This is a genomic window from Vibrio sp. 2-2(8) (genome assembly GCF_963888495.1).
Classification (GTDB): domain Bacteria; phylum Pseudomonadota; class Gammaproteobacteria; order Enterobacterales; family Vibrionaceae; genus Vibrio; species Vibrio anguillarum.
On sequence record NZ_CAWPJM010000052.1, the window covers coordinates 170,471 to 196,615 of the forward strand.

The following is a 26,145-nucleotide window of genomic DNA, read 5'->3' on the forward strand; positions in this document are numbered from 1 at the left end:
CTGTTCTGCTGGCGAGTATAACACGGCAATAAAAAGCCCGTCACTTTGGACGGGCTACAAACAGTGTACTGACCATTCGACCCGCTAAAGAATAAAGCGGCTCAAATCTTCATTCTCGACTAACTCACCTAGGCGCTGCTTGACATAGGCGGCATCGATAATCATTGAGGAGCCAGGTTTTTCTGTTGCATCAAATGAGATTTCATCCATCAAACGCTCCATCACGGTATGCAGGCGACGTGCGCCGATATTTTCCGTGGTTTCATTCACTTTCCACGCGGCTTCCGCAATTTGAGTGATGCCATCTTCAGTGAATTCAATACTCACATCTTCCGTCTTCATCAGCGCAATATACTGCTCGGTCAGAGAGGCTTTCGGCTCAGTTAAAATACGTTTAAAGTCATGGCTCGATAATGCTTCAAGTTCGACGCGAATCGGCAAGCGGCCTTGCAACTCGGGGATTAAATCAGAGGGCTTCGCCACTTGGAATGCACCCGACGTAATAAAGAGGATATGATCAGTTTTAACCATGCCGTGCTTAGTCGAGACGGTACTGCCCTCAATCAAAGGTAGCAAATCACGTTGCACCCCTTCACGCGACACATCTGGACCTGAGCTTTCGCCGCGTTTACAGATTTTGTCAATCTCATCGATAAAGACAATACCGTTATTTTCAACATTAAAAATAGCTTGATCTTTCAGCTCTTCCTGATTGACCAATTTTGCCGCTTCTTCCTCAGTCAAAGCTTTGAAGGCCTCTTTGATTTTGAGTTTGCGTTTTTTCTTGGTATCTCCCGCAAGGTTCTGAAACAAACCTTGCAGCTGATTGGTCATCTCTTCCATGCCTGGAGGTGCCATAATTTCAACCCCCATTTGAGGGACAGCGACATTGATTTCAATCTCTTTGTCGTCGAGCTTTCCTTCACGCAACTTTTTACGGAAGATTTGGCGAGTATTCGAGCTCTCTTCGCCCTTTTCATTCTCTCCCCAAGCATCACGAGCTGGCGGCAATAAAGCATCTAAAATGCGCTCTTCTGCTTGCTCTTGCGCGCGAAATTGCACTTTTTCCATCGCTTGCTGGTGAGTCATTTTTACCGCGACATCGGTTAAATCGCGAATAATAGTTTCCACTTCTTTACCAACATAACCCACTTCGGTAAATTTGGTCGCTTCCACTTTAATAAATGGTGCGTTGGCAAGCTTGGCGAGACGACGAGCAATTTCCGTTTTTCCCACCCCAGTTGGACCAATCATCAAAATGTTTTTCGGCGTTACTTCGGCGCGCAAGCTCTCTTCGAGCTGCATGCGACGCCAGCGGTTACGCAGCGCAATCGCCACCGAACGTTTGGCTTTATCTTGACCAATAATATGGCGATTTAATTCGTGAACAATTTCACGTGGAGTCATTTCAGACATCAGATTTTCCTTAATTCTTTACCCTAACACTGTCTTTATTTTTCGGTGGTCACTGTTTGTTGCAGTAGCAATTCCGCCGGTATTTCTAGTTCTTCGATAGTGTGAAAATGGTTGGTAAACACGCAAATGTCGCCCGCAATTTTCAGTGCTTTTTCAGCGATTTCACGTGCATCTAAATCGGTATTTTCTAATAATGCGGTCGCCGCAGCTTGGGCAAAATTACCACCCGAACCGATAGCAATCAGGTCGTTTTCTGGTTGAACGACGTCACCATTGCCCGTAATAATGAGTGATGCCGTTTCATCAGCCACCGCTAAAATCGCTTCTAGCTTACGCAGTGCTCGGTCACTACGCCAATCTTTTGCCAGCTCAACCGCGGCCTTAGTAAGATGACCTTGATGCATTTGCAGCTTACTTTCAAAGCGCTCAAACAAGGTAAACGCATCGGCTGTGCCACCTGCAAACCCTGCCAAGACTTGATTATTGTACAGACGGCGAACCTTGCGCGCGTTGCCTTTCATTACTGTATTACCGAGCGATACTTGTCCGTCACCGGCGATGACAACTTTATTATTACGACGTACAGAGACGATGGTAGTCACGACAGGACCTCTTATTTGTTTTCACGATGGAGTTAGCAAATATATGAGGATGGTTGGGGAAGATTTCAAGTCACAAAAAACACTCACCGCGAATCGATTGGATGCGGTGAGTGATCGCTCTTATTGTGGTTCAGTCCAAATGGCGCACGGCTCAATTTTAGCGCGTTGTAATTTATGCTCGTCACGCTGCGCATCACGCTTATATTTGTATGGCCCTAATACCACGCGATACCAACTGCTGCCTTCCGTTTTTCGGATTTCACTTTTTAAACCCTGAAACGCGATATCAAGTTTACGGCTTTCAGCCTGTGCCGAAGTTTTGTACGCCCCACACTGCATGATATAAGGAATTTCAGACACTTTTTGTTCTTTGGCTACCACTTCTACTTCACGTTTCGGCAAGCTATCCACGTAATCCCATTTTTCCTCTGGAGGCGGTGGGATCACTTTCTCTGGCTTAGGTTTTACGACTGGTTTTGTAGGAACCACAACCGCTTGAGGCGGCTCAGGATCACGGCTGAGTAAGAACAGCCCATAACCAAAACCGGAAACGAGCAACAGTGCCAATAAGCCACTACGCCAAGGTTTACGACGTGGAGTTGTTTTTTTCGGGGTCGGCTTTTTCGGACTACGACCGCGCCTTACATAATCTTTATTAGCCACAGAGAATTCAAAAGTTGATGGTTTGTGCCAATGTTAATGCAGTTTCCAACGACTTAATAGTGCTGAAAGAGTTGCAGCGCATCAAAAATGCGCTGCATGTGGTTAGCTCAAGCGAGGAGGCGCTGCGCTTTCTCGAATCACTAACTTGGTTTCTAATAGTCGAGAACCTGCGCCAACCTCTTGACCGCGAAGAAGATCGAGCATCATGAGCATCGCTTGACGCCCTATCTCATAGCGCGGCTGTGAGATGGTCGTTAACGGTGGATCGCAGTAGAGCGCAAATTGAATATCATCAAATCCCACCACTGAAATATCTTGTGGAACGCGTAAACCCAAATTTTTGGCTTCCTTAATGACACCGATAGCCATACTGTCATTATGACTAAAAATGGCTGTGGGTGGCTCAGATAACGCCAATAATTGGCGCAGTGCTTTAGCCCCAGCTTCAAAAGTAAAATCACCATAAGTGCAATAATTAGGGTTCATGGTAATTCCTGCACGGCGTAAGGCTTGTTGATAACCTTGATGGCGGAACTTACACAGCGTGGCCTCTGCTGGCCCCGATATTTGCGCGATGCGTTTGTGCCCGAGCTGCGTCAAATAGTTCACCGCTTCAAACGCTGAAGTAAGGTTATCAATATGTACCGTCGGCAACTCAAGTTCTGGCGCAAATTCACATGCCATGACCATAGGTGGCAGGTTTTTTTGCTCCGGCTTACTAACATCAAACGGCAAATCAGTTCCCAGCAACAACATGCCATCGGCCTGCTTAGTAAATACGAGGTTAACTAACGAACTTTCTCGCTTTTTCTGCTGACCACTATCACCCAACAGTACTAAATAACCATGTTCCATCGCCGCATCTTCGATACCACGAATGATCTCTGTGAAGTAAGGGTCACAAATATCAGGCACGATAGCGACAATGGTTTTAGATTCATTACGGCGTAAGTTACGAGCGAGAGAATTTGGTGAGTAACCAGCTTCCAAAACAGCATCTTCGACACGCTTTCGCGTTGAAGATGATACTTTTTCAGGGTTCATCAACGCCCTAGATACTGTGGCGGTTGATACACCTGCAAGCTGGGCAACATCCTTCATTGTCGCCATAGAAATTAACCTCTTTAAAAGTTGTTACTGGGCTGAAATCACCCGTTGTTATGTTTATAAAATCCGGTTGTAAAATCTGGTTATCCATTTTGAACGCTGAGCTGTTATTCACAGCGGATATATGAGTGATAGTCTATTCATTTCCACCCAGAAAGTTACGGTCAGATTAACAAATTTTACATAATAAGCGTGAAGCCACTCACATTAGAGAGGATTAAATAGGCTGACAAAAATAACAGTAACCTTTTTAGCACTCGATTGCTTCAATATGTTACATCTCGTTTCATCGAAAACGCTACGGAGGTTTAACTGAGATCTTGCGGTTCAATATCTAACGACCAGCGAATTTTCTTGGCTAATGGTAACAGTCCAATCGCAGGCTTAGCACTCATCAATAGTTTTTGCATTTTTGAGCGATGCTGAGTTTGCAGTAATAACTGCCAGCGATATTTGCCCGCTCTTTTCGCCAATGGGGCTGGGGTTGGCCCTAAGACTAAGCACGAATCATCAAATAACGGATGCGCTTCTAACGTATGCCTAATTTGGCGTAAAAACTCTTCCACCATCGAAGCTTGATTGGATTCCGCTTTAAACAGTGTGAGATAGGTGTAAGGCGGCAACATCGCTATTTTCCGCTCTTCTAACGCGGTTTCTGCAAAATGACGATAATCCTTTTGCAACAGTGCTTGCAGCAAACTGTGTTCCGGGTGATGCGTTTGTAAAATCACTTCGCCGGGTTTACTAGCGCGTCCTGCTCGACCTGCCACTTGAGTAAATAGCTGCGCCAAGCGTTCGGCGGCGCGAAAATCACTGCTGTATAGCGAACCATCCACATCCAATAACGCTACTAAAGTCACATCGGGAAAATGGTGCCCTTTAGCGAGCATCTGCGTGCCAATTAAAATCTGATACTCACCTTGGCGAATCGATGATAACGCACTTTCTAAACTGCCTTTACGACGCGTACTATCGCGATCAATACGCACCGTTTTATATTCGGGGAAAAGCTGCGCCAGTTGCGCTTCAAGTTGCTCAGTACCTACCCCAACCGTAACCAACTGAGTGGAACCACAACCTTGACACTGATGAACCACCGGACGTTGCGAGCCGCAATGGTGACAACGCATGTCACTGCTGTATTGGTGAAAGGTATAGTACGCATCGCAACGTTTGCACTCGGCAATCCAACCGCATTCATGGCACATCAGCGCGGGCGAGAATCCGCGCCGATTGAGAAACAGCATCACTTGGTTACCAGCGCTGAGGTGTTTTCTCATCTCAGCAATCAGCGGCGCTGATAAACCACTCTCTAAAAACAGGCCTTTCACATCCAACACTTTGTTTTTAGTGGGAACCGCTACGCCCGCACGCTGAGTTAAGCTTAAGTGATGATATTTGCCACTCAATGCATTATGCAACGTTTCTAATGCTGGAGTGGCAGAACCAAGCACAATCGGGATCTGCTCAAGGTTTGCACGCATTACCGCAACATCTCTTGCATGGTAGCGTAGGCTATCTTGCTGTTTATACGAAGCGTCGTGCTCTTCATCAACAATGATGATACCTAGGTCTGCAAAAGGCGTTAGCAGCGCTGAGCGAGTACCAATGATAATGCCCGCAATATTATCACGCGCCGCTAACCACGCGTTGAGGCGCTCGGTTTCATTGAGCCCCGAGTGGACCACGGCAACTGGCACATTAAATCGCTTACGAAAGCGGTTAATGGTTTGTGGTGTTAGACCAATCTCAGGCACCAGTACCAATGCCTGACGTCCTTTTTCTAAAACGGGCTTGATTAAGTTTAGATAAACTTCGGTTTTCCCTGAACCGGTGACCCCTTCAAGTAAATAGCATGCAAAATGGTGATGGCTATTAATTGAAGCAATCGCGATCGCTTGTTCTTGGTTGAGCTTGGGCTTTTCCACATCCGCTTCAACATTTTGCGGCCAAGCCGTCAGTGCCGGCCGTTTTTCCAGTGATTCTATCCAGCCTTTCTCTTGTAAGGTTTTAAGTACGCTGCTACCTACCTCTTCATCAATAAACAGTTGATGGGGTACAGCGCCAGACTCAAGCATCGTCATCACTTTGGCTTGCTTTACCGCTCGCCCGAATCCTTGCATGAGTTGATCGCGCCCACTGGGCGTCAGTTGCCACTCCACTAAGGTCGAAAAATCGGCCGCTTTCCCTTTGCGTAATGCGCCAGGCAAGGCATTAAATAGCGTGTCTCCTAATGGGTATTGATAAAATTGGCTACACCACAACAGCAATTGATAGAGTTTCTCTGGCCAGACTGGCTGGCTATCGAGCACCGCTTTTAGCGGCTTTAATTGATCGACTGAAAACTCAGATTCACTGACTATAGCGGTGACGATACCCACCAGAGTTTGCCGACCAAATGGCACCGACACTCGTCCACCAACAATCGGAAACAGATGACTTGGGATCTGATAATCAAACTGCTTATCCAATGGGACAGGTAAGGCAACGCGTGCAATGGTGGGGCGCATAATCGACCGTTCGTTCTACAAAAAATGTGAAAAGACAGTCTACTGGATGCGTCACCGAAATTCGAGCTTCGTCATTGGACAAAAATGTGGCGAAAATAGCGGCGAAATGGCTTGATCCACTGAAGAGGATTCATTAATATATCGCGCCTTGATGATATGGCTTCTTGCTTGATGTTAAGCAGTCAGCGGTATCAACATTTTTTTATTAACTACGTGTGGTGTCCGGCATAGATTCGGATAGCGACGCGGCCCAATTTGAGGTTATCCCATGAAAGCTGGTATCCATCCAGAGTACAAAGCAGTTAGCGCGACTTGTTCTTGCGGCAACTCTTTCGAGTTCAGCTCAACGCTAGGCAAAGATTCTATCCACCTAGACGTGTGTGACAAATGTCACCCATTCTACACTGGTAAGCAACGTATCGTTGATACTGGCGGCCGTGTAGATCGCTTCAACAAGCGTTTCGGTGCTCTTTCTAGCAAATAATCTCTTTTTTGCTAGAAAATTAAAAAAGGATGCTTCGGCATCCTTTTTTGTTGGCATTTTTTGTATAGTTGTCAGTACGCACTGGTCTTATCTGCGACATTTTCTCCATTTTTTGATGAAGCACGTCAGGTTCCCGCCTAGGAAGTTTGAGCGACATCCATTAGAATTATGGACCTTTTCCAATCCAACACGAGCACTTATACCTATGTCTGATGACACTCACCAAGAATTAACGGCAGAAGAACAATTTCGCCAACGCGCACTCGATTACCATGCTTACCCAACCGCGGGTAAAATTGCCATTTCACTAACTAAGCCTGCCGACTCGGCTGAAGACCTTGCTTTAGCTTACAGCCCGGGCGTCGCTGAACCGGTTCGTGAAATCGCACAGAACATCGACAACGTTTATAAATACACTGCGAAAGGCAACACCGTCGCTGTGATCTCAAACGGCACGGCTATTCTTGGTTTAGGTAACTTAGGTCCGATGGCTTCCAAGCCCGTCATGGAAGGAAAAGCGCTACTGTTTAAACGCTTTGCTGGGCTTGATTCAATTGATATTGAAGTAAAACACCGCACAATCGATGAATTTGTCGATACGGTTGCCAACATCGCCGACACCTTTGGCGGCATCAACTTAGAAGATATCAAAGCACCAGATTGCTTTGAGATTGAACGCCGTTTGATCGAGCGCTGTAATGTGCCTGTTTTCCATGACGATCAACACGGCACTGCGATTGTTACCGCAGCTGGCATGCTCAATGCGATTGAACTACAAGGCAAGAAACTCAACGAATGCACTATCGTCTGTCTTGGCGCTGGCGCAGCAGCTACCGCTTGCATGGAACTACTGATTAAGTGCGGCGCAATGCGTGAAAAAATCTACATGCTTGATCGCAAAGGTGTGATTCATACTCGTCGCGATGACATTAATGAATATAAGCAGTTGTTTGCTAATAACACCGACAAACGCACACTGGAAGATGTGATTGAAGGCGCTGACTTATTCCTAGGTGTGTCAGGCCCCAACCTGCTGCCTGCCGAAGCGCTAAAATTAATGGCCGATAAACCGATCGTATTTGCTTGCTCAAACCCGGATCCAGAAATTAAACCGGAACTCGCACGCGCGGTACGTGATGATTTAATTCTCGGCACAGGTCGTAGCGATTATCCAAACCAAGTCAACAATGTGTTGTGCTTCCCATTTATTTTCCGTGGCGCTTTGGATGTCCGTGCTAGTGAAATTAATGACCAAATGAAGCTAGCCGCAGTTGAGGCGATACGTGAACTGGCTAAAGAAGAAGTGCCGGCTGAAGTGTTGAAAGCTGCTGGCGTAAAAGCGTTAAGTTTCGGCCCTGAATACATCATTCCAAAACCGATGGACCCACGCCTACTGCCTCGTGTTGCTAAAGCGGTTGCTCAAGCAGCGGTTGACTCTGGCGTCGCTCGAATCGAGATGCCTGTCAATTACATGCAAGAATAATCACAATCTTGAGCGGCTAAATGCCTCGCTCGAAAAAAAACCGCTGACTTTCAGCGGTTTTTTTATATTCTGAGACACAGAGCCAAAGTCACAATGGCAACTTACCCAGTATCCTCTCTATTTTATCTCGTTATACCGCAATTACGCGCTACACTTCTTCATCATCATACGCTTCAAATTCAATGCCCATTGCGGTCATTAATGCTTTTGCTTCCGTCGGAATATCGTCTGGACGATCTTTTCTCAAATCTTCGTCGGTCGGTAAAGGTTGACCAGTATAAGCATGCAAGAAGGCTTCACACAGCAGTTCACTGTTCGTTGCGTGGCGTAAGTTATTGATTTGACGGCGAGTGCGCTCATCAGTTAATACTTTCAACACTTTCAATGGGATTGAAACGGTGATTTTTTTGACTTGCTCACTCTTCTTCCCATGTTCAGCATATGGGCTAATGTATTCCCCATTCCAGTCTGCCATTGCGCACCTTCGTTATCGTAATTGGTCGTTAAAAATTTGAAAGTTGGATTTTAGCGGGATTTACCGCCACAAGCAAAGACATATAGACGTCTAGATATATTGACGTCTTCTTTTGAGTTCAGTAAAGTGTGCCATTATCGACAAAGAGATACCCGAAATACTTGAAATTTCAGCAGAGCGGCAAGTCAAGGCAACCAGACTATGTGATTGAAGTAGGTGAATCTAGCCAACATCGCAGCAACTTCAAGTTAGAAAGGGGATAGCAATCTCACGCACTATCGGATATAGCTAATACTCGAGACAATGGACGTTGCCCTTTCGTTGTCCCCAGATAAAGCAGGAACCCCTCAATAAAAGTCAGTTTATTGAGTTTAATTAAGTAAGGAAACCGTCATGACCACTCGCAAGCCAGCCACCATCGCCGTTAGAACCGGTATTGAATCCGACTCTCAATATCATGCTGTTGTGCCTCCAATTTATCTTTCGACAAATTATAGCTTTCCTGCGTTTGGTGAAGTGCCTAAATACGATTACACACGCTCTGGCAACCCGAATCGCGGTCTGCTCGAAAAAGCGTTGTTTGAACTAGAATCGGGTCAAGGCGCGGTGGTGACTAACTGTGGCACTTCGGCGCTGAATCTATGGGTTTCCGCCTTTTTAAGTCCTGACGATCTGATTGTGGCCCCGCATGACTGTTACGGTGGCACATATCGCCTGTTTAATACACGCGCCAAAAAATGCGATTTTAAGACACTCTTTATTGATCAATCCGATCCAAACGCTTTGCAGGCTGCTTTGGCGAAAAAACCCAAATTGGTACTCATTGAAACCCCATCCAACCCATTAGTTCGCGTGGTAGATATTGCTGATATTTGCCAACAAGCACACGCCGTCGGTGCATTAGTGGCGGTTGACAACACCTTCTTAACGCCAGTCTTCCAAAAACCATTAGAGTTGGGCGCAGATTTTGTCATCCACTCCACCACCAAATTCATCAACGGCCACTCCGATGTGATTGGCGGAGTTGTTATCACCAAAACAGAGCAGCACGCTGAAGAGCTAGCATGGTGGGGTAACTGCCTTGGCTCAACGGGAACCCCTTTTGATAGCTATATGACGCTGCGTGGCATTCGTACCTTAGGCGCAAGAATGCGCGTCCATGAGGAGAGCTCACGCGCCATTTTGGACTATCTGCAAAGCGAAGCCTTAGTTAAGGTCATTTATCACCCGAGTTTGCCAGAGCATCCTGGCCATGAGATTGCGAAAAAGCAGCAATCTGGCTTTGGCTCTATGCTCAGTTTTGAGTTTGCGGGTAGCTTTGAACAGCTTAAATATTTTGTCTCTCAGTTAACATTATTCTCACTGGCAGAATCATTAGGAGGCGTGGAGAGCTTAATCTGCCACCCCGCTTCGATGACTCACCGAGCGATGGGCGAAGAAGCGTTGGTCGAAGCCGGTGTTTCACAACAGCTATTACGCCTATCGGTCGGCTTAGAAGATGCCCAAGATTTGATTGACGATCTCGCGCAAGCCTTTGCTAAAGCGCAGGAGGCCTATTAATGACTGCCCTACGTCAATTGCACAAGTTTGGCGGTAGCAGCCTTGCCGATCCTGAATGCTACAAACGGGTCGTTAATATCTTAAAAGAGTATTCTCAAGCTGATGATTTGGTGGTGGTTTCTGCCGCAGGAAAAACCACCAATCGTTTAATCGAATTTCTCGACGCTCTCAATAAAGATGGCCGAGTGGCTCATGAGAACTTGCAATCGGTCCGTCAGTACCAAATCGATTTAATCAACGCGCTGCTCGATGAAGATGCAGCGCAACCGCTCATCACTTTACTCACCAACGAAATTCGCACCTTGGGTCAGCTTTGCGCGCCCCTATCGCCAGCTCAACAAGCGGCGGTACTTGGCCATGGTGAAGTGTGGTCATCACGCTTATTGGCGGCGTTACTCAATCAACATAATCTTGCGGCTGTGGCACAAGACGCCCGCGAATTTCTTCGCGCGCAAGCAGGCACACAACCGGAAGTGGATCGCGCTCGCTCCTACCCTTTGCTGAAAGAAATTTTGGCACAACACGCGCATCACCGAGTGATCATCACAGGCTTTATGGCTCGCAGTGAACAAGGTGATACTGTGCTACTTGGGCGCAATGGTTCCGATTACTCCGCCACTATGATCGGTGCACTTGCGGAAGTAAACCGGGTAACGATTTGGAGTGATGTGGCCGGTGTTTATAGCGCCGACCCGCGTATTGTCAGTGATGCATGTTTACTGCCGCTACTGCGTTTGGACGAAACCAACGAGTTAGCACGCCTTGCCGCCCCAGTATTACACAGCCGAACTTTGCAGCCCGTGGCGCAAAGCACCATGGATTTGCACTTGCGCTGCAGTTATCAACCCGAAGCAGGATCGACTCGTATTGAGCGTGTATTGGCATCGGGACGCGGTGCCAAAATCATTACTTCACTTGATGATGTGCTGTTGATTGAGCTTAATTTTGCTCACGGGCATGACTTCCAGCGCCTACAAAACGATGTGCTGCGCAGCTTGCGTCGTGCTCAACTCGAACCGCTAGCTTTCGATACTCAAGCCGATCAACACCAACTGCGCCTTGCCTATACTGCTGAGATTTCAGGTGGAGCCCTAGCCCATCTGCAAGATGCCGCTTTTGAAGCGGAAATTAAACTCAAAGAAGGATTTTCATTAGTGGGGGCTGTGGGTGCGGGAGTGACGAAAAACCCCAATCACTGCTACGGCTTTTATCAACAGCTACGTTCATCACCGATCGAGTTTATCTGTGAAGCCGAATCTGGGCTGAGTTTAGTTGCGGTACTGCGTAAAACGCCGATCACCCCCTTAGTGGTGGGTATGCACAACCAACTATTTCAGGCGCAAAAACGGGTCGCACTGGCACTGTGTGGCAAAGGCAACATTGGTTCGAGTTGGTTAAAACTCTTTGCTGAACAAAAATCAGAGTTAGAAAAACGCCATGGCATGAACTTCGAGTTGGTCGCAGTGGTCGATAGCCAAACCTATTGGTTTGATGAGCAAGGGATTGATGCGGCATCGGTTTTAAAGCATTTTGACGATGAAGCGATTGCCAGTGAGGGAATGGCTTGGCTACAACGATTAAGCAATATTCAAGGATATGACGAAGCGGTTGTGCTCGATGTAACCGCAAGCAAAGAACTGGCTGATCACTATCTCAGCATTGCTGAAAATGGGATGCACCTCATCTCAGCGAATAAAGTCGCGGGCTCTTCCTCTAGCGTCGATTACCACCAAATAAAAGAAGCGTTCGCGAAAATTAGCCGCCATTGGCTCTACAACGCGACGGTTGGCGCAGGCTTACCCATTAACCACACGGTACGTGATTTGCGTGAAAGCGGTGATGAAATCGTCGCCCTCTCTGGTATTTTCTCTGGCACTTTATCTTGGTTATTTCAGCAATTCGACGGCTCAATACCGTTTAGCGAACTGGTCGATTTAGCATGGCAACAAGGACTTACCGAGCCTGACCCGCGCAGCGATCTGGATGGTTCAGACGTAATGCGCAAACTGGTGATCCTAGCCCGTGAAGCGGGATTACATATCGAACCGGAAAATGTCAAAGTTGAATCACTGGTTCCTGATGAGCTCAAGCACCTCTCACTGGATGACTTTTTAGACAAAGGCCAACTACTGAGTGAAAAATTAGCAGAGAGACTAACCAAAGCACAACGTGAAGATAAAGTGCTACGCTATGTCGCAAGGCTTGAGAAAAATGGCAAAGCAACGGTGGGGGTTGAAGCTTTAGAGCGTGAACACGCTTTGGCTAACCTTTTACCTTGTGACAACATTTTTGCTATCGAGAGTAAATGGTATCGCGATAACCCGTTAGTGATTCGTGGCCCGGGCGCTGGTAGAGAAGTGACAGCAGGAGCTATCCAATCGGACCTCAACTTGCTGTCAAGCTTGCTGTAACACTCCAGCTTATTCCAGATTAAGGGGCCACTAGGCTCCTTAATTTAACTGCGAAAGGATGATATTAGGTCATGCATACCGAGGTTGAGCATGACTTGAAGGTCACTCACAATCAACATGAATAATATTCATAATTACAGTGTTGACATTAAATGCTATTCAATACATCCTATGGCCATATAGACGTCTAAACGTCAACTTAAGGAATGATAGATTGGCGGAAGAACGCCACAGGGAGAAATAAAATGGGATACACGCACGCCGGTCATATTGATGCACTCAACCAGAACGTGGCTGAGCTATCAGATAATATCAATGTCTCATTTGAGTTTTTTCCACCCAGCTCAGCGCAAATGGAAGAGACATTGTGGAATTCCGTTCACCGTTTAAAAACCCTACAACCTAAATTTGTTTCTGTGACTTACGGAGCAAACTCTGGCGAGCGCGACCGCACCCATTCGATCATTAAAGAGATTAAAGATCAAACTGGCCTTATTGCAGCACCGCACCTCACTTGCATTGATGCCTCTCGCGATGAGCTGATTCAGATTGCCGATGACTACTGGCACAACGGCATCCAGAACATAGTTGCACTGCGTGGCGATATTCCCGCTGGTGGCGGCAAACCAGAAATGTATGCTTCCGACTTAGTGACTCTACTCAAATCTCGCCATGATTTTGATATTTCTGTCGCGGCATTTCCAGAAGTCCACCCTGAAGCGAAAAGCGCGCAATCCGATCTGGTCAATCTAAAACGCAAAATTGATGCAGGTGCAAACCGCGCAATTACTCAATTCTTTTTTGATGTTGAAAGCTACTTACGATTTCGCGACCGCTGCGTAGCTGCTGGTATTGATGCTGAAATTGTACCGGGCATTCTACCGGTATCAAACTTTAAACAAGCTTCTCGCTTTGCCGCGCAAAACAACGTTAAAGTCCCCGGATGGATGGCGAAACAATTTAATGGATTAGATGATGACCCAACCACACGCCAGCTCGTGGGTGCAAGCCAAGCAATTGACATGGTTCGCATTTTAAGCCGTGAAGGCGTCAAAGACTTCCATTTCTATACGCTCAATCGCGCTGAAATGACCTACGCATTGTGCCATACGTTGGGCGTAAGACCGAAAGCATAAACTTTCTCTGCACTCATAACGCTATTATTGGTAAATGTTGTTCGTGATAGAACGCGATGATTGATTAAAAGTAACGCCGACTTGATGTCGGCGTTGTGGTATCACTTAAGCGAGCAGATTATTCCACGTCGTCCATTTTACCAAGTAAGCTACGAATACGATCTTGCCATGCACTCTGCTCTTGCTCCATTTGTTGCGCTTTTTGCTCAAGCTCTTCACGCGCTACTTTTAGCTCATTCGCTTCATTCACGAGCTGCTGTTTCTCTTCTTTAAGCTCTTCCACTTCCATTTGTAGAAGTGCGATGGTGTCAACTGCGGTTTGAATTTTTGCTTCTAGTAGTTCTAATACTTCAAAAGACATGGTGCATACCCTTAGTTATTCGGTTGAGGTGAACAAAATTTCACTTATTGGTTCATTCTACTCAGCACAGCGCTCAGAAACACTCACTATATGCAAATTTTCTCGCTATTTGGCTAAAAAATCGGCTCAACTTAACCGTCAACTCACTTAAGCGCCAAACCTAGGCCGAAAAACACTTTATCTGACCATAGATTTGCTCAATTTGAGGCTTAGCTTTGATCAAGTGCAACCCTTGCGAACTAAAAAAGCAAACGTTTACTATTTGATATGCTAAAATTCCCGCCGAAATTTCCTATTCCCTTTTCTTTGGAGCTAGCATGAAACGCGATTTAGCAATGGCATTCTCTCGAGTCACTGAAGGTGCCGCACTGGCAGGTTACAAATGGCTTGGTCGAGGCGATAAAAATGCGGCCGATGGCGCAGCGGTAGAAGTCATGCGCAACCTACTCAATAAAACCGACATCCAAGGTGAAATTGTAATCGGTGAAGGCGAAATTGACGATGCTCCAATGCTCTACATTGGCGAGCTTGTTGGCCTTGGTGGCGATGCGGTTGATATCGCAGTGGATCCTATTGAAGGTACGCGCATGACGGCAATGGGCCAGTCAAACGCATTGGCTGTTTTGGCGGCTGGCGAAAAAGGCAGCTTCCTTAAAGCACCTGATATGTACATGGAAAAATTGGTGGTTGGCCCCGGCGCTAAAGGGTGCATTGACCTCAATAAGCCTTTAAAAGAGAATTTAGAAAATATCGCCGCCGCGCTGAATAAACCATTAGACACTCTAGTTGTGATCACCTTAGCGAAACCTCGCCATGATGCCACCATAGCGCAGATGCAAGAGATGGGTGTTCGCGTGTTTGCTGTGCCAGATGGCGATGTCGCCGCCTCGATCCTAACTTGCATGCCTGATAGTGAGGTCGACGTGATGTACTGCATCGGCGGTGCACCTGAAGGAGTGGTTTCAGCCGCGGTCATCCGAGCTCTAGATGGTGACATGCATGGCCGTCTACTACCACGTCATGAAGTCAAAGGCGATACGGAAGAAAACCGTATTTATGGTGCAAAAGAGTTAGCTCGCTGCGCGGAAATGGGTGTCGAAGCTGGCGTAGTGCTGAAAATGGAAGAGATGGCCCGCAGTGATAACGTCATTTTCTCAGCTACTGGTATCACCAAAGGGGATCTGCTGGAAGGTATTACCCGCAAAGGCAACATCGCCACCACAGAAACGCTATTAATTCGTGGCCGCTGTCGTACCATTCGCCGTATTAAATCAATTCACTACTTAGAGCGCAAAGACCCAGAAGTGCGCGCGATCATTTTGTAATCCGCCAGTGCTTTGCTCTGTTTTATTTTAAAGACAAAGCATAGAGAGACAAAAAAGACCGCAATGCGGTCTTTTTTACTTAATCACTTTATACCGAGATGGAAGAAGCGATTAAAACAGCTCTTCAGCCACTTTATACAAATCAGTGCGAACTGGACGCTTCATATTTTCAATTGCGTCGATAATATCGTGGTGAACCAACTGCTCTTTCTGAATACCAACACAACGACCACCGTGGCCATCAAGCAGTAAATGTACTGCAAAATTACCCATGCGTGACGCAAGAACACGGTCAAACGCCGTCGGGCGACCACCGCGTTGAATATGACCCAGCACGGTAGCGCGAGTTTCACGTCCCGTTGCTTTTTCAATTTCTTTCGCCAGTTGGTTAGCATCCATCATCAACTCAGTCAGTGCAATAATGGCGTGTTTCTTACCTTTCTTAATACCGTCTTGAACATTTGCAATCAGTTGCTCCATATTCAGGCCAGTTTCAGGGGTGATGATGTATTCACAACCGCCTGCAATCGCCGACATCAGAGTCAAATCACCGCAATGACGACCCATAATTTCAACAATAGAAATACGTTGATGAGAAGAGGAAGTATCACGTAAGCGGTCAATCGCATCGATAACCGTATTCAATGCCGTTAAGTAGCCAATGGTGTAATCGGTACCAGCAATGTCGTTATCAATCGTGCCTGGTAAACCAACGCATGGAAAACCCATTTCGGTCAGCTTTTTCGCACCCATGTAAGAACCGTCACCGCCGATGACAACTAAAGCATCAATACCATGCTTTCTTAGGTTTTCGATCGCTTTTTCACGTACTGCGACTTCACGAAATTCAGGGAAACGCGCAGAACCTAGGAAAGTACCACCTTTATTGATAACGTCAGAAACGCTTGAACGATCCAATTTTTTAATGCGATCTTCATAAAGACCAAGGTAGCCATCGTAAATACCAAATACTTCCAAATCAGCACCGAGTGCCGTACGAACAACACCACGGATTGCTGCGTTCATGCCAGGTGCGTCACCGCCACTAGTCAAAACACCGATCTTCTTAATCATGCTCACCCTCGATTTTTTGGGAACTTAATACTAATTTTTTACGCTGTCCGTTAGCGATAAAACCGACAGCAAAATCTTTCTAATCTGTGCATAATGTTACCTTTCCTAAAGAGGAATACTACTGTTATTTGCACGAAATTATGTAAGTTTGCTACTTATGTAAGAGTATTACAGTTTTGAGTTAATGCTTTGTTGATTCATATCAGAATCAGGCTTATTTATTGTTCTTAAAAAGATAGTTAATAAGCGCGTTTTTGTCGCTACCACCCTTGTGATTTTTGCTTTTTTTCTGGTCCAAACACCACAGAATAAGGATCTTGGTGGATTAATACATCAGCTCCCGGGAAAGCCTCGAGTAGCTTATCTTCCACCTCATCGGAAATGCGATGCGCCTCAATCAAGCGGATATTGTCATCTAGTTCCAGATGTAATTGAATGAATCTTACAGGTCCAGACATGCGAGTTCTTAATTGATGCACACCCAACACACCAGCCACAGAAAGACATTCTGTGCGGATTTGCTTCAATTCCTCATCAGGTAACTTACGATCCAATAAGGTCTGAATGGCCTCTTGCACCATACGAAAAGCGCTGTAAAGAATATAAACGCCAATGCCGATCGCAAAGATGGCATCGGCCTGTTTAAAGCCAAACCAGCTCAATATAAGCGCGATCATAATCGCCGCATTCATGAACAGATCGGTTTGGTAATGCAATGAATCCGCGGCAATGGCTTGGCTGCCCGTTTTTTTCACGACATGCTTTTGGAACAACACTAAGCCAAAAGTCACTAGCATTGCAAACAGGCTGACATAAACGCCATATTCAGGAGAAGTTAATTCGTGTGGGCGGAAAAAACGGTCAACCCCATTGAGGATAAGAAAACAGGCCGAGCCTGAAATGAACATCGCTTGGGCAAGAGCCGCAAGCGATTCCGCCTTACCATGACCAAAGGCGTGCTCTTTATCTGCGGGCTGCAGTGCGTAACGCACCACAATTAAATTGACCACGGAAGCGGCAATATCAAGTAAGGAATCAATCAAGGATGCGAGTAGGCTGACCGAGCCAGTAACCCACCAAGCGATCACTTTTACTATCAGCAACAATGAGGCTACAAGGGTTGCTGTCCAGGCAGCAAGCGTAACAAGGCGTGCGTATTCTTGTTTCATATCACTAAAATCAGCTTGAGAATGAGCAGGTAGTATACCTTCTCAAATTAAGAATGAATATGACACAAAAATGAACAGGCCTCACCCGAGGCCTATTATCAATGATTAGCGGTTATCAATGACTAGCTATTTTTTTTCATGTGCTTAGGACCATTTTCCATGCACTTCTGCATGCGATCTTGTTGTAGCGTTTGCAGTTTTGCTTTTTGTTCCGGAGTTAGCACACTCATCATGTCATGACGTTTTTCTAGCATCTTGACACGGTGAGCGACCTGTTGATCGACCATCTCTTTGGCTAGTTCATTTGCCGCTGCCGCATCAAAGTTCTCAGCGAGCACGAGAGCCTGTACTTTGTCATGGTGCGCTTTCATTTTCGCTTGGCGTTGACCTTTGTGCTCACCCTTCATCGCTTCGCGATTCGCCTCACGCATTCCTTTCAGCTTTGCTTGTTGATCAGACGTCAAATCAAGCTGCTGCATCATGCCGCGATCAAAACCGCCACACTCATAATTTGGGCCTTTATGCTGCTCTTTACCACCAAATGCAAAGACGCTTGCTGTGCTAAGAGTCAGAGGAAGTATCACCGCCGCAAGTACTAATTTTTTTGCCATTTTCATCATCTATTCCTTCACTAAGTGGATTCTAACAAGCTGTATTCACAGCGCTTGAGTGTAGAATAGGGCCTGTACGGTAAAGCAACGTATAGTGAGCGTAAAGAATCGTAAAGAGCTTATTGCTCACTGAATATCTTGCCTATTTCGCAGTAAACTGTACCCATAACTTCCCCAACGACGAGGCGACACATGGCGCATATTCTTCTGATTGATGATGATACTGAGCTCACCAGCTTACTAAAAGAAGTCTTGAGCTATGAAGGCTTCGATGTCTCTGAAGCGAATGATGGAGAGAGCGGGCTCGCGGCCATTCATGATCGCATTGATCTTGTCTTACTCGATGTAATGATGCCTAAGCTTAATGGGATGGAAACGCTGAAAAAGTTACGTGAAAACTGGCATACCCCGGTATTAATGCTCACCGCCAAAGGAGAGGAGATCGATCGCGTCATCGGTCTAGAACTCGGCGCGGATGACTATTTACCGAAGCCTTTCAGTGACCGAGAACTGCTGGCACGCATTCGCGCGATTTTGCGCCGAACCCAAACCAGCAATGGCACCAAACATAATGAAGTCATTGAGTGCCAAGATATTCAAGTATACCCCAGCAAGCAGGAAGCCTATTGCCAAGGGCAATTGTTGGACCTTACCACCACGGAATTTGCCTTGCTGACTCATTTTGTGCAAAACCCAGGCGAAACCTTAACTAAAGAAGCGCTCAGCCTTGATGTTCTAGGAAAACGGTTGGCGGCCTTTGACCGCGCGATTGATATGCACGTCTCGAATTTACGCAAGAAATTACCTGAGCGTGTCGATGGTAAATCACGGATTAAAACGCTGCGTGGTCGTGGCTACCTCATGATTCTGGAGGATTAATGCGCCTGCCTAAGATCAACAGCCTTTATGGCAGAATTTTTGCCATTTTTTGGTTTACGATGCTGCTGGTGCTGATCGCAGTATTAGCACTGCCGCACCTTGATCCTCGCAAAACCCGTGATATACCTAGCGATGAATACCAACGTCTTACACACTTAAAACAGAAAATAGAGAGTATGTTTAAAGATGAGCATGAACTTACACGCATCCTCTTTCGTTTAGAAAGTAGCAGCAACAAGCGTGGTGAAGGGCACATGCGCGAGAAGAACGGCACTCCACAATTCTTTATCACAACGCCAGATGGCACAATTCTCACCACCAAAACTCAAGCCGACTTTAAGTTTAAAGCACTCCAAAATTTCGTGACCAGCATTGAATCCATTGATAAGCCACAACAGAAGCTCTATGGCCGTTATATGATTTCAGGTCCATTGCCAATTAGCCTTGCTAAGCAAGATCTGCTCATGTTTGTCGGTATTCGCTGGAATGAGCCTCCCCCGTTCTTATTGCAACTATTTGACCGTCCGTTCGGCCTACTGCTTGCCGTGATGCTCGTCAGTACACCGCTACTCTTATGGCTCGCATGGGCATTGAGTCAACCCGCCAGCCGCCTCGAGCAAGCCGCCAAACGGGTCGCTCGCGGCGAATTTGTGGTCGACCCAAGCTTAGAAAAAGGCACCAGTGAATTTCGCCAAGCGGGAAAAAGCTTTAACCAAATGGTAGAAGCCGTCAATCAGATGATTTCTGGCCAGCAGCGATTGCTGTCGGATATTTCACACGAGCTGCGCTCCCCTTTAACTCGACTGAGAATGGCCAATGCACTTGCCACTCGTAAACAAGGTAGCAGCTCAGAATTGGAGCGGATCGACACCGAAGCACAGCGTTTAGAGCAGATGATCGGTGAACTTCTGACGCTTTCGCGTATGCAAACCAATAGCCATCTCAGCCGAGAAACTCAACCGCTATCCAGTTTATGGGAGGAATTATTGAGTGATGCCCAATTTGAGGCGGAGCAGATGGAAAAAAGACTCACCTATAATGCGATTCCACCGCACACGATTTCCGGTACACCAAAACTGCTGATGAGCGCATTGGAAAACATTGTGCGTAACGCCATTTACTATGGCAAAGATGAAATCAATATTACCTTTTCGGTCGAAAAAGGCAGACTATCGGTTTGCGTGGAAGACAATGGTGAAGGCGTTCCCGAAAACGAGTTAGACGATATTTTCCGCCCCTTTTATCGTGTTTCCACTGCGCGTGATAGGCACAGTGGTGGTACAGGGTTAGGTTTAGCCATCACCGAAAGTGCCATTCGTCAACACAGCGGTACGATTCACGCAAGTCGCAGCCAATTAGGTGGGTTAAAAGTACAATTCACGCTCCCATTGGATAGTTAAATTCCACTTATGCCTATATCGCCAAATAACGGGTGACTTGTACTCAATAGGCTCGTCACCTTATACTTCCGGCCCACACTCTTTAAGAGCAGCTATACCATGTTTGATATCGCACTTTACGAACCTGAAATCGCCCCTAATACCGGAAATATTATTCGCTTGTGTGCCAATTGCGGCGCTAATTTGCATCTTATTGAACCGCTAGGTTTTGATCTAGAAGAGAAGAAAGTGCGCCGCGCAGGGCTTGATTACCACGATTTAGCGCGCGTAACGCGTCATGCCAACTTGGATGCCTTTATGGACTACCTCAATGCAGAGCGCGAAACGTACCGGATTTTTGCTTGTACCACTAAAACCACGGGGCACCACGTCGATGCGCAGTTTCAAAAAGGAGATGTGTTGATGTTTGGCCCAGAAACTCGTGGATTACCAGCGCAAGTCATCGAAAGCCTACCGATGACACAACGTATTCGTATTCCGATGATGGCAGAAGCTCGCAGTTTAAATCTCTCTAATGCGGTCGCTATTATTGCGTTTGAAGCGTGGCGTCAAATGGGCTTTGAAGGTGCGCAATAACAGCGCTAGTGTTCTAAAACGGTAGGAAGATAAATCACCAAATAGCAAAAAGGCCGCCTAGGCGACCTTTTTATTAATTCTAGATATTAGGCTAGATTACAGAACAGTTACTTGAGCTGCTTGTAGGCCTTTTTGACCGTTTTCTACATTGAAAGACACTTTTTGGCCTTCAATTAGAGTTTTGAAACCGTCAGAAGCGATTGCATTGAAGTGTACGAACACGTCAGCGCCGCCGTTATCTTGAGTAAGGAAGCCGAAACCTTTAGTTTCGTTAAACCATTTTACAGAACCAGTTGTTTTGTTAGACATAATGTGTCCCTTTTATTTAAATTCATAAAGTTATCGCGCTTATGCGCAATGCACTGATAGATTGAATTATTTAATGTTACTAATAAGGTAAGGGAAACACTGAGGACATCAACTTTTACGATGGGATTCTGAGAATTTACTTTTACTTTTATTTTTTGTTTCATTAATAACCCCTGAACAACAGAGCGAGGTAACTATATTCGCTAACGTTGCACTAAGCAATCTATTTCGGCATTTAATTTTTACAACTCAAAACAATAGAGTAAGAAACACCATAAAAAGTCTTTTATTTCAGCCTATTATGCTCATCATCTTTACGTTCAAATTCACCTTCGAAGGTTTTTCCCGTTTCAGATGGTTCAAAGTCACGATCAAATGGGGCTTTGTTATGACGGCTATCATCAAACTGCGCCTGAAAACGGCCTGATACACCGTTCACCACCACTTTATTCATCAAATAGTTGGCAAGCAAAGCCCGAGGCGCAGGCAATAGCACCACCATACCAAGTGCATCGGTCAAAAAACCCGGTACTAAAAGCAGCACACCCGCCACCGCCAGCATCACGCCCTCAATAATTTGCTGCGCAGGTAGCTCACCTTGATGCAAACGGTGTTGAACGCTAAGTAAAGTTTGTATCCCTTGACTACGAACCAATGATGCACCAACAAATGCCGTAATCAGCACCAAGGCGATAGTTGGCCACATACCTAGCAAACTGCCTACTTGGATAAAGAGACCAATTTCAATGATTGGCACAAAAATAAAAGCCAGAAGTAAGATTGGAAACACACGCCCTCCTTTGTTTATTGCTCTCACCTTACCGTCAACCACAAGCGACTACAACACTCAACGCTCAATCAAAGAGCACCACCTCGCAGCCTAAATGACTAAATAGAGCCACTATCTATCTTAAAATAGACCGAATATTGGCTCTATCTGAAATCCATTCATTCGTTCATTTTGCTAACAAAACCTGAACAAATCGCATACCACACAGACAAATCCAACCGCCGGCATCACAACTATTTATCAACGCGATAACTGTTTTTAAAACCTAAAAATAACGCATGTGAGTGCGTATCAAATTTTCATAAAATATTGACCTAAAAAGTGATCCACTTACTATTTTTTAAATCTAGGTTGAGTATGATGTGCCACAGAAGTCAGGACGGATTTTCCAGCCTAAAATTCTGACGAATGGATTCTTAAACTGCAGAAATGGCTAATAATTTCACTAATTATCAGAATAATTCTCTAAGGATCCTGTTATGGCTACCCTATCAGAAACGACAGCTGCTACAGCTAACTCGGCCACTCGTATCGAAGAAGATCTATTAGGTCAACGTCACGTTCCTGCTGACGCGTATTACGGCATTCATACGCTGCGCGCTATCGAAAACTTTAATATTTCAAAATCAACCATTTCTGATGTGCCTGAATTTGTACGCGGTATGGTGATGACCAAAAAAGCCGCCACGCTAGCCAACAAAGAGCTCGGCGTCATTCCAAGCCAAGTGGCTAATTACATCCTCCAAGCGTGTGACTTGATCCTAGAAACAGGTAAGTGCATGGATCAATTTCCGTCAGACGTATACCAAGGCGGTGCCGGTACTTCCGTCAATATGAACACCAACGAAGTGATCGCAAACCTTGCTCTGGAATTGATGGGTAAAGAAAAGGGTCAGTACGAGTTCATCAACCCTAATGACCACGTTAATAAAAGCCAATCAACCAACTGTGCTTACCCTACCGGTTTTCGCATTGCGGTATACAACAGCATCCTGAAACTGATTGATTCTATTGCCTATCTAAAAGGTGCATTTGAGCTAAAAAGCCAAGAGTTCTCTGGCATTTTGAAAATGGGTCGTACTCAATTGCAAGACGCCGTACCGATGACCGTAGGTCAAGAGTTCCGCGCTTGGGCGGTCACCATTAATGAAGAGATCCGCAACCTAGAGTACACCTCTAAACTGCTGCTTGAGATCAACCTTGGCGCAACAGCGATCGGTACTGGCCTGAATGCGGCGCCGGGATATCAAGCGGCGGCGGTGAAACACCTTGCTGCGGTGACTGGCTTAGCTGTGGTACCAGCGGAAGATTTAATTGAAGCAACCTCTGACTGCGGAGCTTATGTTATGGCGCACGGCGCGCTAAAACGCCTTGCTGTGAAACTCTCTAAAATCTGTAATGACTTGCGTCTTCTTTCATCTGGCCCTCGCGCGGGTCTAAACGAGTTGAACCTACCTGAACTGCAAGCTGGGTCTTCCATCATGCCTGCAAAAGTAAACCCTGTGGTGCCTGAAGTGGTCAACCAAGTGTGCTTTAAAGTACTTGGTAACGACAACACTATTTCCTTTGCCGCAGAAGGTGGCCAATTACAGCTAAACGTGATGGAACCTGTGATTGCACAAAGCATGTTTGAGTCAATTGAAATTCTTTCAAACGCCTGCATAAACCTTCGTGATAAGTGTGTTGACGGCATCACTGTCAATAAAGAAGTGTGTGAAGCTTACGTATTCAACTCTATCGGTATCGTGACTTACCTTAACCCATATATTGGCCACCATGAAGGTGACATCGTGGGTAAAATTTGTGCGGAAACGGGTAAGAGCGTACGTGAAGTGGTGCTTGAGCGAGGCTTACTCACCGCCGAAGAGCTCGATGACATCTTGTCCGTCGAAAACTTTATGCGCCCTCAGTACAAAGCGAAACGCTACGAATAATCAAAAAAGGCTCTGATTCAGAGCCTTTTTACTTTCTACAAGTTATTAAGTGAGAAAAAATTGCGTTACATCATGGCGCAAAGCATACCGTTCAATATCGCTGAACCTGTAGAATGACCCTATTTTTCATTATCTTTAGGAGTATAAGATGTTCTTAATTGAGTTCCTTATCGTATTAGGATGTATCCTAATTGGTGCAAGGATTGGTGGTATTGGGCTTGGTGTGATGGGCGGTATTGGCCTTGCTGTACTGAGCTTTGGATTTGGCATGCAACCAACCAGCCCACCGATTGATGTGATGTTGATGATCATGGCCGTGGTTGCAGCAGCAGCCTCAATGCAAGCGGCTGGCGGTTTAGATTATTTGATCAAAATTGCCACTAACATTTTGCATAAAAACCCTCGCCACATCACTTTCATCGCCCCTTTGGTAACTTACTTTTTTACAATGATGGCTGGTACAGGTCACGTGGCCTATTCAGTACTGCCCGTTATTGCTGAAGTGAGCCGTCGCAGTGGTATTCGTCCAGAACGTCCTTTAGGTATGGCGGTGATCGCGTCACAATTTGCGATTGTAGCTAGCCCAATTGCGGCCGCCGTCGTGGCGTTAGTCGCCTTCTTAGAACCACAAGGCATCACGCTAACGGATGTGTTGATGATCACCATCCCAAGTACCATTCTTGGTTTGGCTTGCGCGTGCTTATTCGTCAATAAAATCGGTGTTGAGCTGAAAGACGACCCAGAATATCAACGTCGCTTGCAAGACCCAGAATTCCGCGCAGAGATGGAACAAGAAGTATCGATTGCTGATATTCAAATCACGCCACAAGCGAAAAAATCGGTCGGGCTATTTTTGTTCGGTGCCATTGTAGTGGTGGTGATGGGTGCATTGCCTAGCTTGCGCCCACAATTTAACGGCTCAGCCATGGGGATGGCGCACACGATTGAAATCGTGATGCTGTCTATCGCGGCGCTGATCATTTTACTGTGCAAACCTGACGGCAACGCCATCAGCCAAGGTTCCGTATTCCATGCAGGTATGCGTGCTATCGTGGCGATCTTCGGTATCGCTTGGTTAGGTGACACCTTCATTGCCGGCCATGGTGCCATGGTCAAAGAAGCGGTCTCTGGCCTAGTGGAAGTCGCACCATGGACATTCGCGTTCGCGTTATTTGCTCTGTCGGTGATGGTCAATAGCCAAGGCGCAACAACAGCCGTGTTAGTCCCTGTTGCAATAACCTTGGGTTTGCCACCAGCCATTATTATTGCGGTTTTCGTTGCCGTTAACGGTTACTTCTTCATTCCAAACTACGGCCCTATCATCGCATCTATCGACTTTGACCGGACTGGTACCACTCGTATTGGTAAGTATATTTTCAACCACAGCTTTATGCTCCCAGGCTTGTTAAGCATGGTGTTTAGTATTGGTTTTGGTTTGTTGTTCTCCAATATTTTGATGTAATCTCTACTATTGTTATAAGGGAGCTTTGGCTCCCTTTTTATTTGTCACGTATAAAATATTGATACATATCAATAAAGCAATAAATAATTACTTCTCTTCACTCATTCAGCTTAATGAATAAAATTTCAATATATTTACCCTACAACGATTATCCGCCTATCTCCATGTCTTCGAATAAAAAGCGTAAGAATATAATTCCATTATTTACACTCAATTACCCTAAATTAAATTCCCTAAAAAAATGGTGTGTAACTCGGTACTATTGTTTTGTGAAGCAAGACAAAGTTACGCTTTAAAACTCACCTTAGAATTTATACAGATATCTGAGCAAGTGAGCATTTATGTTCACTTAATAATAATTAAAACTTTTCATTTAACGTATTTAATTGAAGTTCCAATAACTTTTTA

23 protein-coding genes are annotated in these 26,145 nt (G+C 45.9%); 11 read left to right on the forward strand and 12 right to left on the reverse strand.

From position 1 onward, the window contains the following. Positions 1-84: 84 nt before the first annotated feature. The 5 genes from hslU to priA form a co-directional block, all read right to left on the reverse strand. Positions 85-1,416, reverse strand: coding sequence for an HslU--HslV peptidase ATPase subunit (hslU, locus tag AACV12_RS14970; protein WP_094124733.1), 1,332 nt, complete (start codon positions 1,414-1,416; stop codon positions 85-87). A gap of 35 nt (positions 1,417-1,451) precedes the next feature. After that, positions 1,452-2,018, reverse strand: a complete 567-nt coding sequence (gene hslV, locus AACV12_RS14975; RefSeq protein WP_010317615.1) for an ATP-dependent protease subunit HslV — start codon at positions 2,016-2,018, stop codon at positions 1,452-1,454. Between the two features lie 120 nt (positions 2,019-2,138). Further along, positions 2,139-2,681: an SPOR domain-containing protein gene (locus tag AACV12_RS14980; protein ID WP_170900644.1), complete on the reverse strand. Its 543-nt coding sequence runs from the start codon at positions 2,679-2,681 to the stop codon at positions 2,139-2,141. Between the two features lie 102 nt (positions 2,682-2,783). Then, complete coding sequence (gene cytR, locus AACV12_RS14985; RefSeq protein ID WP_170900646.1) at positions 2,784-3,791, reverse strand: DNA-binding transcriptional regulator CytR; 1,008 nt, start codon at positions 3,789-3,791, stop codon at positions 2,784-2,786. 305 nt (positions 3,792-4,096) lie between these two features. Then, positions 4,097-6,298 (reverse strand): primosomal protein N', encoded by a 2,202-nt coding sequence (priA, locus tag AACV12_RS14990; RefSeq protein ID WP_170900648.1) that lies wholly within the window; start codon positions 6,296-6,298, stop codon positions 4,097-4,099. Positions 6,299-6,566: 268 nt separating this feature from the next. Here priA and rpmE point away from each other — a divergent pair, with 268 nt between their 5' ends. Further along, a complete protein-coding gene (rpmE, locus tag AACV12_RS14995; RefSeq protein ID WP_010318344.1) occupies positions 6,567-6,782 on the forward strand; it encodes a 50S ribosomal protein L31 in 216 nt (71 codons plus the stop codon). Between the two features lie 205 nt (positions 6,783-6,987). After that, on the forward strand, positions 6,988-8,265 hold the full coding sequence (locus AACV12_RS15000; protein WP_026027888.1) for a malic enzyme-like NAD(P)-binding protein: 1,278 nt from the start codon (positions 6,988-6,990) through the stop codon (positions 8,263-8,265). 148 nt (positions 8,266-8,413) lie between these two features. Here the strand turns inward: AACV12_RS15000 and metJ are convergent, their stop codons facing one another. Beyond that, positions 8,414-8,740, reverse strand: a complete 327-nt coding sequence (gene metJ / locus AACV12_RS15005; RefSeq protein ID WP_010318342.1) for a met regulon transcriptional regulator MetJ — start codon at positions 8,738-8,740, stop codon at positions 8,414-8,416. A gap of 393 nt (positions 8,741-9,133) precedes the next feature. On the opposite strand from metJ, the gene AACV12_RS15010 reads away from it, so the two are divergent. The 3 genes from AACV12_RS15010 to metF all read left to right on the forward strand — a co-directional run bounded on the left by AACV12_RS15010 (position 9,134) and on the right by metF (position 13,847). Then, positions 9,134-10,300, forward strand: a complete 1,167-nt coding sequence (locus tag AACV12_RS15010) for an O-succinylhomoserine (thiol)-lyase (RefSeq protein WP_170900650.1) — start codon at positions 9,134-9,136, stop codon at positions 10,298-10,300. Then, positions 10,300-12,711, forward strand: coding sequence for a bifunctional aspartate kinase/homoserine dehydrogenase II (locus tag AACV12_RS15015; RefSeq protein ID WP_170895443.1), 2,412 nt, complete (start codon positions 10,300-10,302; stop codon positions 12,709-12,711). The genes AACV12_RS15010 and AACV12_RS15015 overlap by 1 nt, the downstream gene beginning before the upstream one ends. A 245-nt stretch (positions 12,712-12,956) precedes the next feature. After that, positions 12,957-13,847: a methylenetetrahydrofolate reductase gene (metF, locus tag AACV12_RS15020; RefSeq protein WP_017043191.1), complete on the forward strand. Its 891-nt coding sequence runs from the start codon at positions 12,957-12,959 to the stop codon at positions 13,845-13,847. A gap of 118 nt (positions 13,848-13,965) precedes the next feature. On the opposite strand, the gene zapB is transcribed toward metF, so the two are convergent. Next, positions 13,966-14,208 carry a cell division protein ZapB gene (zapB, locus tag AACV12_RS15025; protein ID WP_013855843.1) on the reverse strand — a complete coding sequence of 81 codons (243 nt, stop codon included), beginning with the start codon at positions 14,206-14,208 and terminating at the stop codon, positions 13,966-13,968. A 317-nt stretch (positions 14,209-14,525) separates the two neighbouring features. Between zapB and glpX the strand changes: the two genes are divergently transcribed. Further along, complete coding sequence (glpX, locus tag AACV12_RS15030; RefSeq protein ID WP_013855841.1) at positions 14,526-15,533, forward strand: class II fructose-bisphosphatase; 1,008 nt, start codon at positions 14,526-14,528, stop codon at positions 15,531-15,533. 111 nt (positions 15,534-15,644) lie between these two features. Here the strand turns inward: glpX and pfkA are convergent, their stop codons facing one another. The 3 genes from pfkA to AACV12_RS15045 all read right to left on the reverse strand — a co-directional run bounded on the left by pfkA (position 15,645) and on the right by AACV12_RS15045 (position 18,396). Continuing rightward, positions 15,645-16,607 (reverse strand): 6-phosphofructokinase, encoded by a 963-nt coding sequence (gene pfkA, locus AACV12_RS15035; RefSeq protein WP_026027886.1) that lies wholly within the window; start codon positions 16,605-16,607, stop codon positions 15,645-15,647. 260 nt (positions 16,608-16,867) lie between these two features. After that, positions 16,868-17,776, reverse strand: a complete 909-nt coding sequence (fieF, locus tag AACV12_RS15040; RefSeq protein WP_010318335.1) for a CDF family cation-efflux transporter FieF — start codon at positions 17,774-17,776, stop codon at positions 16,868-16,870. A gap of 122 nt (positions 17,777-17,898) precedes the next feature. Beyond that, positions 17,899-18,396, reverse strand: coding sequence for a CpxP family protein (locus tag AACV12_RS15045; protein ID WP_170900652.1), 498 nt, complete (start codon positions 18,394-18,396; stop codon positions 17,899-17,901). 183 nt (positions 18,397-18,579) lie between these two features. On the opposite strand from AACV12_RS15045, the gene AACV12_RS15050 reads away from it, so the two are divergent. The 3 genes from AACV12_RS15050 to trmL all read left to right on the forward strand — a co-directional run bounded on the left by AACV12_RS15050 (position 18,580) and on the right by trmL (position 21,242). After that, positions 18,580-19,266 carry a response regulator gene (locus tag AACV12_RS15050; RefSeq protein WP_013855837.1) on the forward strand — a complete coding sequence of 229 codons (687 nt, stop codon included), beginning with the start codon at positions 18,580-18,582 and terminating at the stop codon, positions 19,264-19,266. Next, positions 19,266-20,666 carry an envelope stress sensor histidine kinase CpxA gene (gene cpxA, locus AACV12_RS15055; RefSeq protein WP_170900654.1) on the forward strand — a complete coding sequence of 467 codons (1,401 nt, stop codon included), beginning with the start codon at positions 19,266-19,268 and terminating at the stop codon, positions 20,664-20,666. Before AACV12_RS15050 ends, cpxA begins: the two co-directional genes overlap by 1 nt. 99 nt (positions 20,667-20,765) lie before the next feature. Further along, a complete protein-coding gene (gene trmL, locus AACV12_RS15060; protein ID WP_013855835.1) occupies positions 20,766-21,242 on the forward strand; it encodes a tRNA (uridine(34)/cytosine(34)/5-carboxymethylaminomethyluridine(34)-2'-O)-methyltransferase TrmL in 477 nt (158 codons plus the stop codon). A gap of 96 nt (positions 21,243-21,338) precedes the next feature. Here the strand turns inward: trmL and cspE are convergent, their stop codons facing one another. Beyond that, positions 21,339-21,551 (reverse strand): transcription antiterminator/RNA stability regulator CspE, encoded by a 213-nt coding sequence (cspE, locus tag AACV12_RS15065; RefSeq protein ID WP_013855834.1) that lies wholly within the window; start codon positions 21,549-21,551, stop codon positions 21,339-21,341. A gap of 286 nt (positions 21,552-21,837) precedes the next feature. Beyond that, entirely contained in the window at positions 21,838-22,341 is a 504-nt protein-coding gene (locus AACV12_RS15070; protein ID WP_038149154.1) for an FxsA family protein, read from the reverse strand. 479 nt (positions 22,342-22,820) lie between these two features. Between AACV12_RS15070 and aspA the strand changes: the two genes are divergently transcribed. After that, positions 22,821-24,275 (forward strand): aspartate ammonia-lyase, encoded by a 1,455-nt coding sequence (aspA, locus tag AACV12_RS15075; protein ID WP_017042195.1) that lies wholly within the window; start codon positions 22,821-22,823, stop codon positions 24,273-24,275. Positions 24,276-24,423: 148 nt separating this feature from the next. Next, positions 24,424-25,737, forward strand: coding sequence for an anaerobic C4-dicarboxylate transporter family protein (locus tag AACV12_RS15080; protein ID WP_017042196.1), 1,314 nt, complete (start codon positions 24,424-24,426; stop codon positions 25,735-25,737). Positions 25,738-26,145: the final 408 nt, after the last annotated feature.

Excerpts from the sequence above, each read along its gene's own strand:
- trmL (WP_013855835.1), top strand. The coding sequence starts at position 20,766 with ATGTTTGATATCGCACTTTACGAACCTGAAATCGCCCCTAATACCGGA.
- AACV12_RS15015 (WP_170895443.1), top strand. The coding sequence starts at position 10,300 with ATGACTGCCCTACGTCAATTGCACAAGTTTGGCGGTAGCAGCCTTGCC.
- glpX (WP_013855841.1), top strand. The coding sequence starts at position 14,526 with ATGAAACGCGATTTAGCAATGGCATTCTCTCGAGTCACTGAAGGTGCC.
- hslU (WP_094124733.1), bottom strand. The coding sequence starts at position 1,416 with ATGTCTGAAATGACTCCACGTGAAATTGTTCACGAATTAAATCGCCAT.
- AACV12_RS15000 (WP_026027888.1), top strand. The coding sequence starts at position 6,988 with ATGTCTGATGACACTCACCAAGAATTAACGGCAGAAGAACAATTTCGC.
- AACV12_RS15050 (WP_013855837.1), top strand. The coding sequence starts at position 18,580 with ATGGCGCATATTCTTCTGATTGATGATGATACTGAGCTCACCAGCTTA.
- metF (WP_017043191.1), top strand. The coding sequence starts at position 12,957 with ATGGGATACACGCACGCCGGTCATATTGATGCACTCAACCAGAACGTG.
- pfkA (WP_026027886.1), bottom strand. The coding sequence starts at position 16,607 with ATGATTAAGAAGATCGGTGTTTTGACTAGTGGCGGTGACGCACCTGGC.
- AACV12_RS15045 (WP_170900652.1), bottom strand. The coding sequence starts at position 18,396 with ATGATGAAAATGGCAAAAAAATTAGTACTTGCGGCGGTGATACTTCCT.
- AACV12_RS15080 (WP_017042196.1), top strand. The coding sequence starts at position 24,424 with ATGTTCTTAATTGAGTTCCTTATCGTATTAGGATGTATCCTAATTGGT.
- rpmE (WP_010318344.1), top strand. The coding sequence starts at position 6,567 with ATGAAAGCTGGTATCCATCCAGAGTACAAAGCAGTTAGCGCGACTTGT.
- AACV12_RS15010 (WP_170900650.1), top strand. The coding sequence starts at position 9,134 with ATGACCACTCGCAAGCCAGCCACCATCGCCGTTAGAACCGGTATTGAA.
- priA (WP_170900648.1), bottom strand. The coding sequence starts at position 6,298 with ATGCGCCCCACCATTGCACGCGTTGCCTTACCTGTCCCATTGGATAAG.
- cpxA (WP_170900654.1), top strand. The coding sequence starts at position 19,266 with ATGCGCCTGCCTAAGATCAACAGCCTTTATGGCAGAATTTTTGCCATT.
- metJ (WP_010318342.1), bottom strand. The coding sequence starts at position 8,740 with ATGGCAGACTGGAATGGGGAATACATTAGCCCATATGCTGAACATGGG.
- zapB (WP_013855843.1), bottom strand. The coding sequence starts at position 14,208 with ATGTCTTTTGAAGTATTAGAACTACTAGAAGCAAAAATTCAAACCGCA.
- fieF (WP_010318335.1), bottom strand. The coding sequence starts at position 17,776 with ATGAAACAAGAATACGCACGCCTTGTTACGCTTGCTGCCTGGACAGCA.
- cytR (WP_170900646.1), bottom strand. The coding sequence starts at position 3,791 with ATGGCGACAATGAAGGATGTTGCCCAGCTTGCAGGTGTATCAACCGCC.
- cspE (WP_013855834.1), bottom strand. The coding sequence starts at position 21,551 with ATGTCTAACAAAACAACTGGTTCTGTAAAATGGTTTAACGAAACTAAA.
- aspA (WP_017042195.1), top strand. The coding sequence starts at position 22,821 with ATGGCTACCCTATCAGAAACGACAGCTGCTACAGCTAACTCGGCCACT.